The organism is Aurantibacter crassamenti (assembly GCF_016811105.1).
GTDB lineage: Bacteria > Bacteroidota > Bacteroidia > Flavobacteriales > Flavobacteriaceae > Aurantibacter_A > Aurantibacter_A crassamenti.
Window position 1 is genome coordinate 707207 of record NZ_JAFBGM010000002.1, and the last position, 19750, is coordinate 726956.

General features: G+C 34.7%; 13 protein-coding genes. 10 read left to right on the top strand and 3 right to left on the bottom strand.

Translation table 11 applies throughout. From position 1 onward, the window contains the following. The 5 genes from JQC67_RS15740 (at position 1) to JQC67_RS15760 (ending at position 5177) form a co-directional block, all read left to right on the top strand. Positions 1-1710, top strand: coding sequence for a phospho-sugar mutase (locus JQC67_RS15740; RefSeq protein WP_203253874.1), 1710 nt, complete (start codon positions 1-3; stop codon positions 1708-1710). After that, entirely contained in the window at positions 1710-3533 is a 1824-nt protein-coding gene (locus JQC67_RS15745; RefSeq protein ID WP_203253875.1) for an ABC transporter ATP-binding protein, read from the top strand. Before JQC67_RS15740 ends, JQC67_RS15745 begins: the two co-directional genes overlap by 1 nt. A 105-nt stretch (positions 3534-3638) precedes the next feature. Continuing rightward, positions 3639-4181: an RNA polymerase sigma factor gene (locus JQC67_RS15750; RefSeq protein ID WP_203253876.1), complete on the top strand. Its 543-nt coding sequence runs from the start codon at positions 3639-3641 to the stop codon at positions 4179-4181. A gap of 32 nt (positions 4182-4213) precedes the next feature. Beyond that, positions 4214-4726 carry a hypothetical protein gene (locus tag JQC67_RS15755; protein WP_203253877.1) on the top strand — a complete coding sequence of 171 codons (513 nt, stop codon included), beginning with the start codon at positions 4214-4216 and terminating at the stop codon, positions 4724-4726. Then, on the top strand, positions 4719-5177 hold the full coding sequence (locus JQC67_RS15760; protein WP_203253878.1) for a hypothetical protein: 459 nt from the start codon (positions 4719-4721) through the stop codon (positions 5175-5177). Before JQC67_RS15755 ends, JQC67_RS15760 begins: the two co-directional genes overlap by 8 nt. A 14-nt stretch (positions 5178-5191) precedes the next feature. Here the strand turns inward: JQC67_RS15760 and JQC67_RS15765 are convergent, their stop codons facing one another. Further along, positions 5192-6220, bottom strand: coding sequence for a WD40/YVTN/BNR-like repeat-containing protein (locus tag JQC67_RS15765; protein ID WP_203253879.1), 1029 nt, complete (start codon positions 6218-6220; stop codon positions 5192-5194). Positions 6221-6290: 70 nt separating this feature from the next. On the opposite strand from JQC67_RS15765, the gene JQC67_RS15770 reads away from it, so the two are divergent. Next, complete coding sequence (locus tag JQC67_RS15770; protein WP_203253880.1) at positions 6291-7508, top strand: RsmB/NOP family class I SAM-dependent RNA methyltransferase; 1218 nt, start codon at positions 6291-6293, stop codon at positions 7506-7508. Between the two features lie 44 nt (positions 7509-7552). Here the strand turns inward: JQC67_RS15770 and JQC67_RS15775 are convergent, their stop codons facing one another. Then, a complete protein-coding gene (locus JQC67_RS15775) occupies positions 7553-8020 on the bottom strand; it encodes a winged helix-turn-helix transcriptional regulator (protein WP_203253881.1) in 468 nt (155 codons plus the stop codon). A 256-nt stretch (positions 8021-8276) separates the two neighbouring features. Here JQC67_RS15775 and purL point away from each other — a divergent pair, with 256 nt between their 5' ends. After that, positions 8277-11960: a phosphoribosylformylglycinamidine synthase gene (gene purL, locus JQC67_RS15780; RefSeq protein WP_203253882.1), complete on the top strand. Its 3684-nt coding sequence runs from the start codon at positions 8277-8279 to the stop codon at positions 11958-11960. 112 nt (positions 11961-12072) lie between these two features. Here purL and JQC67_RS15785 read toward each other — a convergent pair whose 3' ends face one another. Beyond that, positions 12073-14673 carry a DUF6923 family protein gene (locus JQC67_RS15785; protein ID WP_203253883.1) on the bottom strand — a complete coding sequence of 867 codons (2601 nt, stop codon included), beginning with the start codon at positions 14671-14673 and terminating at the stop codon, positions 12073-12075. Between the two features lie 238 nt (positions 14674-14911). On the opposite strand from JQC67_RS15785, the gene JQC67_RS15790 reads away from it, so the two are divergent. From JQC67_RS15790 to JQC67_RS15800, 3 genes are all read left to right on the top strand, one after another. Beyond that, entirely contained in the window at positions 14912-16687 is a 1776-nt protein-coding gene (locus tag JQC67_RS15790; RefSeq protein WP_203253884.1) for an AMP-dependent synthetase/ligase, read from the top strand. A gap of 114 nt (positions 16688-16801) precedes the next feature. After that, positions 16802-17254 (top strand): MarR family winged helix-turn-helix transcriptional regulator, encoded by a 453-nt coding sequence (locus JQC67_RS15795; RefSeq protein ID WP_203253885.1) that lies wholly within the window; start codon positions 16802-16804, stop codon positions 17252-17254. An 11-nt stretch (positions 17255-17265) separates the two neighbouring features. Next, positions 17266-19671, top strand: a complete 2406-nt coding sequence (locus JQC67_RS15800; protein WP_203253886.1) for a 3-hydroxyacyl-CoA dehydrogenase/enoyl-CoA hydratase family protein — start codon at positions 17266-17268, stop codon at positions 19669-19671. Positions 19672-19750: the final 79 nt, after the last annotated feature.

Below are 19750 nucleotides of genomic sequence, written 5' to 3' on the forward strand. Positions count from 1 at the left end.
ATGGATAACATTATAACTATTGCCAAAACTTGGCTTACTGATTTTTTTGACGCCGATGTAAGATCGCAGGTACAACACCTAATTGACAACGATACTGAAGAATTAAAGGATCGTTTTTATAAAAATATGGAGTTCGGTACAGGTGGTATGCGCGGTATGATGGGTGTTGGCACCAATAGAATTAATAAATATACTTTAGGAAAAAGTACTCAAGGCTTAAGTAATTATCTTAATGCTTCTTATAAAGACGAAGATATTAAAGTGGTTATTGCCTTCGATTGTCGTCACAATAGCGATACACTAGCAAGAACGGTTGCGGAAGTTTTTTCAGCAAACGGAATAAAAGTTTTTCTCTTTTCTGAATTACGCACCACTCCTGAACTTTCATTTGCAGTTCGTCATTTAGATTGTCATGCCGGTATTGTTTTAACCGCATCACATAATCCGCCAGAATATAATGGCTATAAAGTTTACTGGACAGATGGCGGACAAATAGTACCACCACAAGACGGTGAAATTATTTCAGAAATAAACGGACTTAATTTTGAGGATATTAATTTTAATGGGGATGATAGCCTTATTGAACTAATAGATAAAGAAGTTGATGAATCTTTTATGGAAGCATCTGTAGCCAACGGAAATTTTAATGCAGCTGGAAAAGATGATTTTAAAATTGTATTCACCTCATTACACGGAACTTCAATAACTGCAATACCTGAAGTATTAAAACGTGCCGGATATAAGAATGTTACTATAATTGAAGAACAGGCTAAACCTGACGGGAACTTCCCCACGGTAAAATCACCAAACCCTGAAGAACCAGAAGCACTTTCAATGGCAATTGCCAAAGCAGAAGAAATTGGCGCTGACATGGTAGTAGGTACCGACCCTGATAGTGATCGTTTAGGTATTGCGGTTAGAAACCTAGAAGGTATAATGGAAATTGTCAACGGTAATCAGGCAATGATTTTAATGACTAAGTTCCTTTTAGAAAAGCAAAAACAAAAAGGTTTTAAAGGCAATGAGTTTGTTGCAACAACAATAGTTTCTACGCCAATGATGGAAGCAATGGCAAAAGCTTATGGCGTTGAATTTAAAACGGCACTTACTGGTTTTAAATGGATAGGAAAAATGATAAAAGACTTTCCACAATCGAACTTCTTAGGGGGTGGTGAAGAAAGTTTCGGCTATATGGTAGGTGATTTTGTACGTGATAAAGATGCAGTAACGGCTACCCTATTAGCTTGTGAAATTGCAACTCAGGCAAAAGCAAATGGAAGTTCTTTCTACAAAGACCTTATATATTGTTATGTTGATTATGGCTATTACAAAGAACACCTGGTTTCATTGACTAAAAAGGGAATTTCTGGCGCTGAAGAAATCAAACAAATGTTAATTGATTTCAAAGAGAATCCGGTTAAATCTGTTGCTGGCTCAAAAGTAAAATGGATTGAAGATTACAACACTTCAATTGCCACCAACGTGATAACTGGTGAAGAAAAAGCTATAGACATTCCAAAATCAAATGTTTTAATTTATGAAACAGAAGATGGCACGCGTGTAGCAGCTAGACCAAGCGGAACAGAACCAAAAGTGAAATTTTACATTAGCACCAATACTGTTTTAGATAAAGCGGAAAATTTCAAAAAAGTTACAAATGAACTCAATGACAAAATTGAGCGCATTTTGAGTGAACTTAACCTTGGTTAATGGACTATTTTAAAAAGATTCTTCGCTTTGCGAAGCCTTATAGTAGCTACGGCTATCTCAATATTTTCTTTAATGTACTTTACGCACTTTTTAGCGCATTATCTTTTGCTGCCCTAATACCAATGCTTGATGTGCTTTTTACACCTGAAAAAAAGGTGTTTAAAGAACCCATTTACGAGGGCATGGCGAACATTAAAGATTATTTACAAGAATATATTAATTATAGAGTTACCGCTTATTCTGGTGATGACGACATGAAAGGCCTAGTTCTCGTAATTGGTCTAGTTTTAATACTGTTCTTACTTAAGAATTTTTTCAATTATTTGGCAATGTATTTCATTACCTTTTTACGCAATGGGGTTTTGAAAGATATTAGAAATAAAATGTTTCATAAAATCACTGAATTGCCCATTTCTTATTACTCTGAAAAAAGAAAAGGTGATGTAATTGCACGTATAACTTCAGATGTTTTAGAGATTCAACATTCATTTTTATCAGTTTTAGAACTAATAGTTCGTGAGCCCCTGACTATATTATTTACCATCATAATAATGTTTGGAATAAGCGCCAAACTAACTTTATTTGTTTTCATCTTTATTCCAGTTGCCGGAGCAATTATTTCAAGAATTGGTAAATCATTAAAAAAACAATCTGATAAGGTTCAAGAAGAGCAAGGTCAATTTTTGTCTATCGTTGAAGAAACCCTTGCGGGACTGCGAGTTGTAAAAGCCTTTAATTCGGAATCACGTTTTTATAAAACTTTTTCAAATTCAACACAACGCTTTTTTGATTACAGCAACAAACTACTCAATCGGCAGAATTTGGCATCACCAACAGGAGAATTCTTGGGCATCTTAGTTATTGGTGTATTATTATGGTTTGGTGGCAAAATGGTTTTAGTTGATAAAACTTTAGATGCATCTTCCTTTATTGCATACATGGGCTTAGCTTATAACATCTTAACACCTGCAAAATCAATAAGTAAAGCGTCATACGGAGTTAAAAGAGGTAATGCAGCCGCAGAACGAGTTTTAGAAATTCTTGAAACTGAGAATCCTATAAGTGATAAACCAGATGCGGTTGAAAAAACAAGTTTTGATTCAGGCATAGAATTAAAAAATATTTCCTTTAAATATGAAGATGAATATGTACTAAAACAATTCAATCTTATTGTACCTAAAGGTGAAACTGTTGCTCTTGTTGGTCAGTCAGGTAGCGGTAAAAGTACTATTGCCAACTTAGTAACTCGCTTTTATGATGTAAATGAAGGCGAAATTAAAATTGATGGTATCGATATAAAAGATATGACTAAAAAGTCACTTAGAAGTCTAATGGGACTTGTTACACAAGATTCTATACTTTTTAATGATACGGTGGCTAAGAATATTTCTTTAGGCAATGAAAATGCTACAATTGAAGAAATTACAGAAGCAGCAAAAATTGCCAATGCCCATGAGTTTATTGCTGAGTTGCCGGAAGGTTACCATACGAATATTGGTGATAGTGGAAATAAATTAAGTGGCGGACAGAAACAACGATTATCAATTGCACGAGCGGTTTTGAAAAATCCACCAATCATGATTTTAGATGAAGCCACTTCAGCATTAGATACCGAAAGTGAACGTCTGGTACAAGATGCGTTAGAGAAAATGATGCGTAATCGTACTTCTATAGTTATTGCGCATCGCCTTTCTACTATACAAAATGCAAATACAATTGTTGTTTTACAAAAAGGTGAAATAGTAGAACAAGGATCACATGAAACACTTCTTGCCAAAAATGGCACATATAAGAAATTGGTTGAAATGCAATCTTTAGGATAACACCACTCAAACTACTCATTAATAGCGAATTATCACCATATTCGTATAGCGAATTAAACCTTTTTCTATATCTAGAGTCTAATCATTAAACACAAGAACTAAATATTGGTTGCAGAAGACGACTTAGTAGATCAGTTAAAACAAGCTGACACCCAATCAAAAGCTTTCGAAGTGCTTATAAACACCTATAAAGAGCGTTTGTATTGGCATATACGTAGAATTGTGTTAGATCATGATGATGCTGATGATGTGTTGCAAAACACTTTCATTAAGGTTTTTAAAAATATAAATGGTTTTAAGGGTGACAGCCAACTATATTCATGGATGTATCGTATTGCTACGAATGAATCTTTGAGTTTTATGAAATCCAAAGCAAGGAAATTAGGCGTAAATAATGAAGAACTTCATGATCGTTTAGCAAATAACTTGCAAGCCGATGTTTATTTTGATGGAAATGAAATTCAACTCAAATTACAACAGGCAATAGCTAAGCTGCCAGAAAAACAAAAACTGGTGTTTAATATGAAGTATTTTGACGAATTGAAATACGAAGAAATATCTAAAATTTTAGACACTTCGGTAGGTGGGTTAAAAGCCTCGTATCACTTAGCCATAAAAAAATTAGAAAATTATTTAAAAGAAGATTAAACCTTTTAACAAATTGATAGTCAAAGAATAAGATGAAAGCATCAAATAAAAATAACGGATTTAAAACACCTGAGGGCTACTTTGAAGGCCTAACGGATAAATTGCTCAGCAAAATAGCTGAAGAGCAGTCTGTTTTACCAAAAGAAGCCGGTTTTAAAGCTCCTGAGGGTTATTTTGATACTTTACAACAAAACATACTGCAAAAAATTGATACGGCAGAACCTAAGGTTATACAGTTAAATCCGTACCGTAAATATTATTTTGCAGCGGCCGCAGTTGCTGCTGTAGCTTTAGTGATTTTCGGAATTAATTTCAACTCAACTGAAAGTCCCACTTTTGAAGGCTTGGCAGACTCAGATATAGAAAATTACTTTGAAAATAATACGATGGAATTATCATCATATGAGCTTGCAGAAGTGATTTCATTTGACGAATTAGACATTAATGATATACTAGACAACCAGCTTATTGACGACCACATTATTGATTATCTTGACGATAATATTGACGATTTAGATGAATTAAATCTTGAAACCGATGAATAGCTTAAAAAACTTAACCGTAATTATATTTCTACTCACCACAACTGCTTTTTATTCGCAAAACAAGCAAGATTGGGATAAAATAAAGTCGCTCAAAGTTGCTTATTTTACTGAGCAATTAGAACTTACCAGTAATGAAGCAGAGGCGTTTTGGCCAGTATATAACAAGTATGAAAAAGAACGTTATCTACTCAGAAAAAACGGATATGACGAGCTAAGAAATAGAATGAAAGAGGCTGATAGTTTTAATGAAAAAGAAGCCGACAAATTATTAGATGAATACTTAGATTACGAAGAAAATGAAGAAGAATTAGATAAGAATTTCTTCGTCAAAATAAGTAAAATTATTACGGCCAAAAAGACTTTGAAACTAATACGTGCTGAGCAAGATTTCAAACACAAACTAATTCGTCAATACCGTAAAAAGCACCAAGACGACAAAGGAAATCGTTAGGTAGGCTATTTAAATTATCTGAAAATAAGTTTAGAAATTCGATTCTGACCAGCTGCATATGCTACAGAATCATTTAAAAATCTCAGCGTGTAAAATGATTCATCTGAGAGCGTTTTCCAATGTTCACCCATATCATTTGAATATGAAATTCCAGTGAAACCTAAGGCAACTATCCCATTTCCTTTTGAATTTGGCACAAATTGAACACAGCTTTTATAATTAGGAGCTTGACCGTCGGCAATCAATTTCCAGGTTTTACCGCCATTTTTAGTAATTGCTTTATTCTGTTTATTCTCATTTGGTTTAGTGTAATCACCACCGACAACAATTCCTATATTTTCGTTATAAAAGTCCATCGAATAAATACCCTGAGTTGGTTCTTCTTTCACTATTGGAGTTTCTTGAATCTCCCAAGTTTTTCCTTTATCCGGAGAAAAATAAACACGACTACTAGTAGTTGCAATCCAAGTTTTATTTCCTTTAACCACAATATTTGTATTACTCGCAGCAAAAGCACCTTCACCTTCTAATGCTTGAGGCAGTTCATCACATGTAAGTTTAGCCCAATGATGGCCGCCATCACGAGTTATAATTATTGACAAACATCCGTACATAAAATCGCCTACAGCAATCCCTTCTCTATTATTCCAAAATGTCATTGCATCATAAAACACTTTTTCACCCGTCTCATCATAGACTAAATCCATCACGTCATCTTCACCGGTTTTGTAGAGCAAAGCTGGATTAGCGACAGAAAGCATAAAAAAGTCAGTAGCATTATGAGCTACAGCTCTATATTCAGGAACAATTGAACCAAACGTTTGAACACTAGCGCGTACTTTTCCACTTGATAATCCTATTGTACCAAAAACACCTTTGTTCGCAGCAAATACCAAGTTATTACCCATTAAATCAATAGCTCTTATACTCAAAGAATCTTCATACAAATTTTCAATTGCTACAGATGTAAAAGGAGCTTTCTGATTCTTTTTGGCGCATGAACTGCCTAAAACCAAAATCATTAAAATAAAAAAACGCGTCATGAAGTAAAGTTTATCAAAAATAAAAGGAATAGATGCGAATACAATACCTTTGCAAACTTAATTCACAAGAATGAAACTGCACAGAAATTTAGTTTTTGCCGTCATCGACGCCTTGAATTTAACATTTAATGAAGGAGAATATGCCGATAAAGTCATTCAGAAGGTTCTGAAAATTGACAAGCGTTGGGGTGCCCGTGATCGCGGATTTATTGCTGAAACTACCTATGAAATGGTCCGATACAAAAGGTTGTATGCAGAAATTGCAGAAATTAAAGCCCCATATAACAGACAAGATTTATTTAGAATGTGGGCTGTTTGGGCAGTTTTAAAAGGAATTAAATTACCAGACTGGAAACAAATTGAACCTACACCAGAACGTAGAATAAAAGGAAAATTCGATGAACTTTCAAAAATTAGAAAATTCAAAGAAGCAGTGCCAGACTGGATAGATGAACTTTGCGTAAAAGCACTTGGCGAAAAGTTATGGTCAGCAGAGATTACTGCGTTAAACAAACAGGCCGAAGTTATTCTGCGAACCAACACATTAAAAACGACAAAAGAAAAACTACGAAAAGCACTTTTAGACGAAGGTATTGTCACTGAACCAATAAAGGGATACCCATTAGCACTACGATTACCAGAACGTGCTAATGTTTTTGTTACCGATAGTTTTAAGAAAGGTTATTTTGAAGTTCAAGATGCATCTTCGCAACTAGTTGCTGAATTCCTTGATGTAAAACCTGGGCAACGGGTTGTTGACACATGTGCTGGTGCTGGCGGTAAATCACTGCATCTAGCAGCTTTGATGGAAAACAAAGGGCAATTAATTGCTATGGATATTTATGGCAGTAAATTGAAAGAGCTTAAACGACGTGCTAGAAGAGACGGCGCTCATAATATTGACCCTCGCGAGATTGACTCAACCAAAGTATTCAAAAAACTCTACGGTAGTGCAGATCGCGTTCTGATTGATGCTCCTTGTACAGGTTTAGGCGTAATTAGAAGAAACCCTGATACTAAATGGAAGTTACAACCTGAATTTGTAGATAAAATTGTTAAGGTTCAACATGATATCATTCGCAGTTATAGTAAAATAGTAAAACCAGGAGGTAAAATGGTTTATGCTACTTGCTCTATTTTACCAAAAGAGAATAATGATCAAGTTGCTTCTTTCTTAGCTTCGGAAGAAGGTAGCGACTTTACCCTTGTAAAAGAAAAGAAAATATACGCCTCAAAAGATGGTTTTGATGGTTTTTATATGGCATTATTAGAAAAGGCGAATAAATAATATTTATTCGCCTTTCTATATTTTTATTTAAGTTCTGGAATTTATCAGAACAACGTTATTTGTGCTGAATCAGACGGTGGTGCCTTTTTAACAGGTTTTGTAGTTTTAACAGCCTTAGTTGGTTTAACAACTTTAGTTATTTCTACCAGTTTTTCCTCTTCTATCACTGTACCATGTTGTTCTTTTTGACCCCATCTATTCATAGCCTGAACAAGGGGTAAAAGCGACTGCCCTTTCACTGTTAAATTATATTCTACACGTGGTGGTATTTCACCATATACTTTGCGTTCTAACAAACCATCACGCTCTAACTCTTTTAATTGCTTACTTAGCATTTGTCTATTTATACCTTCAACACATGCGATTAGCAAACCAAATCGGTTTTGTCCTTTTGAAATTCTATCCAATAATATTGGTTTCCATTTGCCTCCAATATATTTCATACAAAATGTAATACTGCATGAATCTGTGTTTAATGTTGCTCTTTTTGTGTTACTCTTAGTAATTGCCATATCAATTAGTTTAGGGAAGAACAAATTAACATACTTTATTCAAAATTCATACTGTTTAATTAAAATAAATATTAGTTCAAAAAGCATACTTAGCATAAGCCACTAATAACCAGTGAGATTGGTAAGATATTTTTTATCAACAAATTGTTGTCACATCATTAACAATTGCTGTTTACAAGTGTTTAAAAAATGCGCAATACATAACTAGTAAAATCTTAAATTTGTGCTTTCTTAAACCTAACAATTTACGCTGTTCATGATTCACTTTTTCGGGGATGCAAGTACCACGGTTTTTGCGGTTCAAACTGCTAAAGAACTTACACAAGAAGATTCAAACAAATTAAATTGGTTGTTTGGCAATCAACCTAAAATTAACGCGGCGTCAATTGACGCCTTTTTTGTTGGACCACGAGCGGCCATGATTACTCCATGGAGTACAAATGCTACAGAAATCACTCAAAATATGGGTGTTTCAGGTATTATCAGAATTGAAGAGTTTCACAGCGTTTCAAGTGAATATTCTGATTTTGACCCAATGCTTTCTCAAAAATTTTCTGCATTGCATCAAGATATTTTCAAGATTGATGTCACGCCAGAATCGGTAAAGCAAATTGATGACATTGCACAATATAATCAACAAGAAGGTTTAGCCCTGAGTGACGAAGAAGTTACGTATTTAGAGAATCTAGCTAAGAAATTAGAGCGTCCATTAACAGACTCAGAAGTTTTCGGATTTAGTCAAGTGAATTCAGAACATTGTCGTCATAAAATATTCAATGGTACTTTTATCATTGATGGTAAAGAAATGCCAAGCTCTTTATTCAAATTAATAAAGAAGACTTCACAAGAGCATCCAAATGACATTGTATCGGCATACAAAGACAATGTGGCCTTTGTAAAAGGCCCAAAAGTGTTACAATTTGCACCAAAAACAGCCGATAAGCCTGATTATTACGAAGAAAAAGAATATGAGTCAGTAATTTCATTAAAGGCAGAAACACATAATTTTCCCACCACAGTTGAACCTTTCAATGGTGCAGCAACAGGTTCAGGAGGTGAAATTCGTGATCGACTAGCTGGTGGCAAAGGTTCTTTACCTTTAGCTGGAACAGCTGTTTATATGACCGCATATTCGCGTTTGGAAGAAAATAGACCTTGGGAAAATGCGATGCCCGCACGTCCATGGCTATATCAAACTCCAATGGACATTTTAATAAAAGCCTCTAATGGTGCATCTGATTTTGGTAATAAGTTTGGTCAACCTTTAATTTCAGGATCTGTATTAACTTTTGAGCACCAAGAAAGCGCATCATCCGAAGACATCGATGGAAGAAGATTAGGTTTTGATAAAGTTATCATGCAAGCTGGTGGTATCGGTTATGGAAAATCAGAACAAGCTTTAAAAGACACGCCTAATAAAGGTGATAAAATAGTAATTCTTGGTGGTGACAACTACCGCATTGGTATGGGCGGTGCCGCAGTTTCTAGTGCAGATACAGGCGCTTTCAGTTCTTCTATAGAATTAAATGCTATTCAACGTTCAAATCCTGAAATGCAAAAAAGAGCGGCCAATGCCATTCGTGGTATGGTTGAAAATGATGTAAACTCCATTGTTTCAATTCACGATCATGGTGCTGGTGGGCATTTAAATTGTCTTTCTGAGTTGGTTGAAGATACTGGTGGTAAAATTGATTTAGACAAATTACCAATTGGTGACCCTACCCTATCTGCAAAAGAAATTATTGGTAACGAATCACAAGAACGTATGGGTCTTGTCATCGGTAAAAATGATATAGATTTATTGGCACGAATTGCTGAACGTGAACGTTCCCCAATGTACGAAGTTGGTGATGTTACCAATGATGACCGATTTACGTTTGAATCGAAAACTACGGGCGAAAAACCTATGGATGTTCATTTGAATGATATTTTCGGGAGTTCACCAAAAACAATATTAACAGATTCAACGGTAACAAGAACTTACGAAAACGCCAATTATTCACTAGAACTTTTTCATGATTATTTAGACCAAGTTTTACAGTTAGAAGCTGTAGCCTGTAAAGACTGGCTAACAAATAAAGTAGACCGTTGTGTTGGTGGTCGCGTGGCAAAACAACAATGTGCTGGCCCATTACAACTTCCATTAAACAATGTCGGCGTTATGGCTTTGGATTTTAAAGGAAAAGAAGGCATTGCAACAAGTATTGGCCACTCGCCTATTTCAGCATTAATTGATCCTGCAGCAGGAAGCAAAAACAGTATTGCTGAGGCATTAACCAATATTATTTGGGCACCTTTAAACAAAGGATTAAAATCTATATCACTTTCTGCCAATTGGATGTGGCCCTGTAAAAACGAAGGAGAAGATGCTAGACTTTATAAAGCAGTAGAAGCGGTTTCTGAGTTTTCAATAGCATTGGGTATTAATGTACCAACGGGAAAAGATTCACTTTCCATGAAACAGAAATACAAAGATGGTGATGTTCTAGCACCCGGTACCGTTGTAATTTCTGCCGCTGGTCATTGTGATGATATTACCAATATTGTTGAACCAGTTTTTCAAAAAGCTGGTGGTTCAATCTACTATATTAACCTTTCAAAAGATGATTTTAAATTAGGTGGTTCGTCTTTCGGGCAAGTATTAAATGCTGTCGGAACTGAGACGCCGACCATTAAAGATGATGCCTATTTTAAGACTACATTCAATACTATTCAATCACTAATCAAAAAAGGTAAAATTATTGCAGGTCATGATGTTGCATCTGGTGGGCTAATAACTACTTTGTTAGAGTTATGTTTTGCTGATATTAATTTAGGAGCAGCATTAGACCTTTCTGATTTAGGTGAATCGGATACAATAAAATTATTATTTTCTGAAAATTCAGGAATTGTTTTTCAAACTAAAGATGCCTCAATTGAAACTGAATTAGCTGCCGCAAATATTGAATTTAAAAAGATAGGTGAGGTAATTACTGAGTCTAATTTAACCATCAAAAATGGTGGTATGGAAATGGGACTTAATGTTAATTCACTACGTGACACATGGTTTAAAACATCTTATCTACTAGATAATAAACAAACATCAAATAATTTAGCAAAAGCTCGATTTGATAATTATAAAACACAGCCTTTAAATTATTCTTTTCCAAAGAACTTTACGGGCTCATTACCTACAATAAGTAAAACTAGACCTAAAGCCGCCATCTTAAGAGAAAAAGGTAGTAATTCAGAACGTGAAATGGCGAATGCCATGTATTTGGCAGGCTTTGATGTAAAAGATGTTCACATGACCGATTTAATATCGGGACGAGAAAACCTACAAGATATTCAATTTTTAGGTGCTGTTGGTGGATTCTCTAATTCTGATGTTTTAGGAAGTGCCAAAGGATGGGCAGGAGCTATTAAATACAATGAAAAGGCAAATACTGTAATTAAAAATTTCTTTTCAAGGCCAGATACACTTTCAATAGGCATTTGTAACGGTTGTCAATTGTTTATGGAACTAGATTTAATAAATCCAGAGCATGAAAAACATGGAAAGATGACCTATAATGATTCGCATAAACACGAGAGTAATTTTACTTCAGTGAAAATTCAAAAGAATAATTCAGTGATGCTTTCAACACTAGAAGGCACTTCATTAGGGGTTTGGATTTCTCATGGCGAAGGTAAATTCAAGCTTCCACTTGCTGAGGAAAATTATGATATTGTTGCCAAATATGGATATGAAGGATACCCAGCGAATCCGAATGGCAGTGACTTTAACACAGCAATGCTTTGCGATACAACTGGTCGGCATTTAGTAACAATGCCACATATAGAACGATCGACTTTTCCTTGGAATTGGGCCTACTACCCTACTGATAGAAATGATGAAGTTTCACCATGGTTAGAAGCATTTGTTAATGCAAGATTGTGGGTAGAAGTAAATAAAGGATAAAACTGTTCATTATAAAATAACAATAGAATTGTTATTTTAGTTTTTGAAGTATATAAAAATGAAAAGGCATCTATCAAATAGCTAGATGCCTTTTATTCTATTTTGATTAATATTATCGCACTAATAACCTACCGCTCCATATCTTGTTATTTGTATTGGTAATTTTATATAAATATAGACCAGGACCAAGATTTTTTCTCCCAACAACTATTTCATTTTGTCCTTCAACACTATTTCCTTCCATATGTTGATTTGCGATTAAACTACCTCCTAGCGTAAACAAATCGAACTGATATTCAGAAGCTTGTTCTTCATAAAAATACAGTGTAGCTGACGTAACCATAGGATTAGGGTACACTACAGATTTATTAATATCGGTATCAATAAATTGTTGCCCCGACACGCGATTATTAAAATCGATATTACTTAATTCCATTGATTTAGCTTCGTTCTGCTCGTTGGTTGCAATAAGATTAAAAGAAATGACTTTTAAATCTGAGAAATCTGTGCTTACTTCCTCATTTTTGAAATCCGAATCAATTAAAATATAGGTGTTTAAGTCATTTTCTAAAGTTACAGCTGTCTTAAAAACTGAACCATCACCTTTAATTAATTGCACTTCTAAAGTACCAGTACCTTTAGCATCAAAACTTAACTTTTGATACGCGCTCAAATCAACAGGAGAAAATCGCGGACTCAAAGCTCTATAGACACCTAAATAATTACTAGTAGCTCCTTTAAGCAAAACATTTCTTTCTATTGAATAACCTTCTCCCGTGTACGGACTTTCAGTAGGTAATATTTCATATACCTCAACCGATGTATCTTCAGCTGATTCATCTAATCCCCATGGAGCATCTGCCACGAACAAATCATCTGGTGTATCCGAAGAACCAGCACTTATACGAAATCCTAAGTCGAACAAAGTACCTGTTTTTAAAGCCACTGTATCGAGATACCCATCAATATTAGCAGAGACACCTATTACCTCGGTATCACTTGTTTCAGTTAATTTTAATCCACCTTCTAGTTTTATAGACTCCGTATTGTTATTATTTACGAGATTTAAAATTACCTCTCCGTTTTTATAACTCGCCGATTTTACAAAAACTGGTGGCGGGGTAGAACCATTATAATTGCTTATTATAGCATTCGCCTCCAATAAATTTAAAATCTCATCTGCAAGAGCAATTAGATCATCAATAGAATTAGACCATATTTGAAAATTATAATACGCAGTATCTTTGGCATAGGCATCAATATTCCAATGTGATTCAACAGTAAGATTATTTTCTTCATTAACCCTTGCTGAAAACGTAAGCGCAAATTCTAAACTTCCATCTGGCTGTTTTATAATTGATTTTATAAAATCTTTCTCACGTAATTGTATATTAGAAACAGATAGTAATTGTGCCCCTAGAAAACGATCGCAAATAAATTTACTATGTTCATAAACTTGATTATCAGTTTTAATAACCATAACCGAAGCCAGATTCGTAGATTCATTTAAATAATCTACTGAATAAATATCAGAAGCATTAGTTAAGTCTAATAAATCATCTGGAGAGGATTCAATAGTACTTGTTTCCCCTATAACACCAATAGGTATTAAACTATTTAATGAAATATTGTCAACACTAGTTTTGGCACTTTTTCCGTAATGGACTGTTTTCAAAACTTTACTTGCAGTTTTCTTATCGAATTTATAATTCTTTTTTACACGTTGGTAGTTTCTATTGCTAATTAAATTGGATAACCTGTCATTACTTTCAAGTCCCCCATTATTGGCACTTGAAGTTGTTTTAATAACCGGACAGGTTGCAACACCTGAACAAGCTGGATCATCGCAATCTACTAAACCATCCCCATCATCATCAATACCATTAATACAATCTTCTTGTGGTACTGGTGCAGTTGGACAACGAGCTCCATCGTTACTAGCAGCTGCAGGTCCAAATGCAAAAATATTTGAATCTATAATGCCTGAAATAATATTTTGGGCTGTTTTAATTTTGTAAACAGAACCGGTTTGATTAGCTGATACATAAAAATTACCATCCACATCAAAATAAACAGCACCAAAAGTATAATTTAATCCAGATAAAATTGGAACCACACCTAAAGGTTCAACTATACCTGTTTCGGCGGTTATTCTGTATAATATATTAGTACTCTTTTCAACGGTGTATAGTTTACCATCTTGAGCATTAAAAGCCCAATCGTGAATTTTTAAACTTTGGGTTAACGTTATTGATCCAAGATATTTAAGATAATTTGCAGAAGAAGGGTTTAAATCTATACTATAATACGTAGAAGAACCAGACTTCAAATAATAAATGCCATCAATGGAAATATCACCCACATATTTATTACTTGTATCTGGCAGCTCAGAAATACTAAAAACTTCAGGTGTAAAATCCTTACCTATTCTTACAATTGACTTACTTGGACTAGACAAGTAGCCCCACAGATAACCATCAGCAGAGTTATACGCTGCTGCATTAATATTACCACTTGTAACATTTTCTGATACTAAATAAGAACTGCCTGAAGCTAAGTCGAGCGCATAAATGTCATTATATTGAAATAAATAAGCATTAAAATCGCAATTAAAAGGTTCAGCTTGCGCAATTAATTTTACATTAAAAAATAATATAAGTGTAATAGTACTTATGTACTTTAATAAATAATTTAAAGTGTAAATTGTCTTCATAACGTTAAAGATTTGGGTAAATTCTTTAGCAAACCTAAATAAAAGTTTCTAGGAATTTTCCTACAAACAACTAAACTGTTTATATAACCCGTTCAGTAGCAATTTATTGTAGACAAATGGTGAATTTTTAAATTACCATAATTAAGAAATTTATAATTTTTGTGATGTATATTTATTAATACAATTTTAAAATCCCGTGTTCTTTCGCTAATTTGCAGTAACTCATTCGAAACTTAATATGCAAAACGTAACCCGACTTTTTGATTTTCCGTATTATCAACTGGAAAAGTATAATCTTGAAAAATCACTTATCACCAAGTATAACGGAGAATGGCTAGCTACCTCTACCAAAGATTATATTGATAGAGCAAACGAAGTGAGCCGTGCATTACTTCGTTTGGGAGTTAAAAAAGATGATAAAATAGCCATTATATCCTCTACCAATAGAACGGAGTGGAACATTATGGATATTGGCATTCTTCAATTAGGAGCTCAAAACATTCCCATTTATCCAACAATTTGTGCTGAAGATTACGCTTATGTACTAAACCACAGCGAATCAATATACTGTTTTGTATCTGATGTCGAGGTCCTTGAAAAAGTAAAAAAGGTACAATCAACAACCCAATTAAAAGAAGTCTACAGCTTTGATCAAATTGATGGTTGCAAACATTATTCTGAATTGTTTGAATTGGGCAAAGATGATAGTAATCAAAATGAAGTCCAAAAAAGAATGGATGATGTACAGCCAACTGATTTGGCAACCATTATATATACGTCGGGGACAACAGGTAAGCCAAAAGGCGTAATGTTATCTCATAAAAATATCACCAGTAATGCATTAGCTGGAGCAAAAAGATTACCAATTACCGGTAGTGGCACTCGAATACTTAGCTTTTTACCAATATGTCATATTTTCGAACGGGTACTCATATATATATATCAATATTCTGGCACCTCAGTTTATTATGCAGAAGGACTTGATAAGATTGGTGACAATCTAAAAGAAGTGCATCCGCATTTAATGTCAGTTGTACCGCGATTACTTGAGAAGTTGTTTGATAAGATTTTTGCCAAAGGCGCAGAATTGACAGGTTTAAAGAAAAAATTATTTTATTGGGCTGTAGAAATTGGTGAACAATGGGAACCGTATGGTAAAAACGGTTGGTGGTATGGATTCAAACTTTCAATTGTTGACAAACTAATATTTAGCAAATGGCGAGAAGCATTGGGTGGCGAACTATCTACTATGGTTTCAGGTAGTGCTGCATTGCAACCAAGATTAGGTAGAATATTTGGCGCAGCGGGTATGCATGTTATGGAGGGTTATGGCCTAACAGAAACATCACCAATTGTCTCTGTAGGTATGTATGCAAATAATATGTATCAGGTAGGTGCGGTTGGTAAAGCAATTGAACATGTAGAAATAAAAATTGCTGAAGACGGTGAAGTATTAGTTAAAGGCCCTAACGTAATGCTGGGTTATTATAAAGATCCAGAAAAAACCAATCAAGTTATGACTGGTGATTATTTTCATACTGGTGATAAAGGTGAAGTCGATAATGACGGCTTCCTTAAGATAACAGGTCGCAAGAAAGAAATGTTTAAAACTTCTGGCGGAAAATATGTAATACCCACTTTATTAGAAAATGAATTGAAACAATCTCGGTTCATTGAACAGGTTATGGTTGTTGGTGAAGGTGAAAAAATGCCAGCCGCTTTTATTCAACCAAATTTTGAATTTGTTCAAGAATGGCTTGCCAAAAAGAATAATGTTATTGGTGCAACACCAAGCGAAATTGCTTCTTCTCAAGAAGTTATAGAACGTATACAACAAGAATTAGATAAATGCAACGAGCATTTTGGAAAATGGGAACGAATAAAAGTATTCCGTTTAACAAAAGAAGCTTGGACTCCAGAAGCTGGTCACCTCACGCCAACTATGAAGATGAAAAGAGCAATTATAAAAGAAATGTACATTGACCTTTATAATGATATGTATGGGCGCTCATAATCAATTAACATCTGAATTCTAAATAAACAGTTAGAGTTTTTCATCGGTTTTTGATAAATATATTATGCGTGCATAATATATTTATGTATATTTGGGTATACTATAAAACCTATTATGCCAGATATTACCATTGATTATGCACTTCGAGACACATGGTTATCAGTAGCCAAAATGTACAACGAAGAGGCTAAAAACTATGGCAGTACCATGGCCATGGGATTTACCCTTTTAAGTATAGATCCAAAAACAGGCACTCCATCAACGGCTTTAGGGCCAAAAATGGGAATGGAAGCGACAAGTCTTTCAAGAATTTTAAAAAGTCTTGAGAAAAAAGGATTTATTCGGCGCAAGCCAAATCCTAAAGACGGTAGAGGTGTTTTAATTCATCTAACAACCACAGGTCTAGAGAAAAGAAACTTATCAAAAAATGCCGTTTTATGTTTTAATGAAATGGTTCGCGAAAATGTATCCGAAGAAAAAATGAAAGCATTTTTTGAAGTTACCGAGACCATTAATAAATTAATTTTAGAAAAGAATATTTTTTCAGATAACACTACAAACAAATAACAAAAACAGCAATGCGAAAACATATTAATAAGGTTGCAGTTATCGGATCCGGAATAATGGGAAGTGGTATTGCTTGCCATTTTGCAAATATTGGGGTTGAAGTACTTCTACTTGACATAGTACCCAGAGAACTTACTGACAAAGAAAAAGCCAAAGGCTTAACACTTACAGATAAGGTGGTTCGTAATAGGTTGGTGAATGATTCACTTACAACGGCTTTAAAATCGAAGCCTTCACCTATTTACCACCAAAAATTTGCTTCTAGAATTACAACGGGTAATTTAGATGATGATATTTCAAAAGTGGCTAATGTAGACTGGATAATTGAAGTGGTTGTTGAACGATTAGACATTAAAAAGAAGGTCTTTGAAAACCTCGAAAAGCATAGAACACCAGGTACATTAATTACTTCAAATACATCTGGTATTCCTATAAAGTTTATGAGCGAAGGTAGAAGTGATGATTTTCAGAAACATTTCTGCGGAACTCACTTTTTCAATCCAGCTAGATATTTAAAATTATTTGAGATAATTCCTGGACCAAAAACTTCACCAGAAGTTCTTGAGTTCTTAAATGGTTATGGTGAGCAGTTTTTAGGAAAAACATCTGTTATCGCTAAAGACACCCCAGCATTTATAGGAAATCGAATTGGAATTTTCAGTATTCAGAGCCTCTTTCACATGGTCAAAGAAATGGGCATGACTGTTGAAGAAGTAGATAAATTGACTGGGCCAGTAATTGGTCGTCCAAAATCAGCAACTTTTAGAACGGTTGATGTAGTTGGCTTAGATACTTTGGTTCACGTAGCAAATGGTATTTCTGACAATTGCAAAGAAGATGAGCGTCTTGAACTTTTCTCTTTACCAGATTTTATTTCCACAATGATGGAAAACAAATGGCTCGGAAGCAAAACCGGACAAGGCTTTTACAAGAAATCAAAAGATGATAAGGGTAAAACTGAAATTTTGACTTTAGATTTAGATACGATGGATTATCGTTCTAAAAAGAGTGCAAAATTTGCCACATTAGAATTGACAAAAACCATTGATAAAGTAGTTGATCGTTTTTCTGTTTTAGTAGATGGAAAGGATAAAGCTGGTAAATTCTACAGAAAAAGTTTTGGACAACTATTTGCATACGTATCGCAAAGAATTCCTGAAATTACCGATGAACTTTATAAGATTGATGATGCAATGAAAGCTGGTTTCGGTTGGGAACATGGCCCCTTTCAAATTTGGGATGCAATCGGATTAGATAAAGGCTTAGAACTTATAAAAGCTGAAGGGCAAGAAGCTGCCGCATGGGTTAACGAATTAAAAGATTCAGGAAACAACTCCTTTTACAGTGTAAAAGATGGAGCGACTTATGCATATGACATTCCGAAAAAATCGATGGAGAAAATTCCAGGTCAGGATGCCTTCATCATTTTAGATAACATTAGAAAATCTAAAGAAGTATTTAAAAATAGTGGCGTTGTTATTGAAGATTTAGGTGATGGCATACTTAATTGCGAATTCCAATCTAAAATGAACACCATTGGTGGCGATGTATTGGCCGGTTTAAATAAAGCAGTTGATTTAGCTGAAAAAGACTTTCAAGGATTGGTAATTGGTAATCAAGCAGCGAATTTCTCAGTAGGAGCTAATATCGGAATGATTTTCATGTTGGCCGTTGAACAGGAATATGATGAGCTAAACGCAGCTGTAAAAATGTTTCAAGATACAATGATGCGCATGCGCTATTCTTCAATTCCAACCGTATCAGCCCCTCATGGTATGTGTTTAGGCGGTGGATGCGAACTTTCATTGCATGCTGACAAAGTAGTTGCAGCAGCTGAGACTTATATAGGTTTAGTTGAATTCGGAGTCGGGTTTATTCCTGGTGGCGGTGGTTCAAAAGAATTTGCAGTTCGCGCACAAGACACCTTTAAGAAAAATGATGTTGAATTGAATGTATTACAAGAATACTTTCTAACTATTGGTATGGCTAAGGTTTCAACTTCTGCTTATGAAGCTTTTGATTTAGGCATTCTTCAAAAAGGAAAAGATATTGTGGTAGTAAACAAAGACAGACAAATTGCCACTGCAAAAGCGCATGCAAAATTAATGGCGGAAGCGGGCTACACGATGCCACCGAAACGAAAAGACATTAAAGTACTTGGTAAACAAGCTTTAGGTATGTTTTTAGTGGGAACCGATTCAATGGAAGCAAGCCATTACATTAGCGAACATGATAAAAAGATTGCCAATAAATTAGCCTACGTAATGGCTGGTGGCGATTTATCAGAGCCAACTCTTGTTAGTGAACAATATTTACTAGACTTAGAGCGCGAAGCGTTTTTATCACTTTGTACAGAGAAGAAAACCTTAGAGCGAATTCAGCATATGTTGAAAACAGGGAAACCATTACGTAATTAATATTACCAAGTTATTTGCCCTTAGCTACTGGCTTTTGGCAAAATAAGAAATCAATTAAATGCTAAAAGCCAAAAGCTAA

What these genes read in the sequence shown, in the direction of transcription:
- JQC67_RS15740 (WP_203253874.1), top strand. Translation starts at nt 1, where the DNA reads ATGGATAACATTATAACTATTGCCAAAACTTGGCTTACTGATTTTTTT.
- JQC67_RS15745 (WP_203253875.1), top strand. Translation starts at nt 1,710, where the DNA reads ATGGACTATTTTAAAAAGATTCTTCGCTTTGCGAAGCCTTATAGTAGC.
- JQC67_RS15755 (WP_203253877.1), top strand. Translation starts at nt 4,214, where the DNA reads ATGAAAGCATCAAATAAAAATAACGGATTTAAAACACCTGAGGGCTAC.
- JQC67_RS15760 (WP_203253878.1), top strand. Translation starts at nt 4,719, where the DNA reads ATGAATAGCTTAAAAAACTTAACCGTAATTATATTTCTACTCACCACA.
- JQC67_RS15765 (WP_203253879.1), bottom strand. Translation starts at nt 6,220, where the DNA reads ATGACGCGTTTTTTTATTTTAATGATTTTGGTTTTAGGCAGTTCATGC.
- JQC67_RS15770 (WP_203253880.1), top strand. Translation starts at nt 6,291, where the DNA reads ATGAAACTGCACAGAAATTTAGTTTTTGCCGTCATCGACGCCTTGAAT.
- JQC67_RS15775 (WP_203253881.1), bottom strand. Translation starts at nt 8,020, where the DNA reads ATGGCAATTACTAAGAGTAACACAAAAAGAGCAACATTAAACACAGAT.
- purL (WP_203253882.1), top strand. Translation starts at nt 8,277, where the DNA reads ATGATTCACTTTTTCGGGGATGCAAGTACCACGGTTTTTGCGGTTCAA.
- JQC67_RS15785 (WP_203253883.1), bottom strand. Translation starts at nt 14,673, where the DNA reads ATGAAGACAATTTACACTTTAAATTATTTATTAAAGTACATAAGTACT.
- JQC67_RS15790 (WP_203253884.1), top strand. Translation starts at nt 14,912, where the DNA reads ATGCAAAACGTAACCCGACTTTTTGATTTTCCGTATTATCAACTGGAA.
- JQC67_RS15795 (WP_203253885.1), top strand. Translation starts at nt 16,802, where the DNA reads ATGCCAGATATTACCATTGATTATGCACTTCGAGACACATGGTTATCA.
- JQC67_RS15800 (WP_203253886.1), top strand. Translation starts at nt 17,266, where the DNA reads ATGCGAAAACATATTAATAAGGTTGCAGTTATCGGATCCGGAATAATG.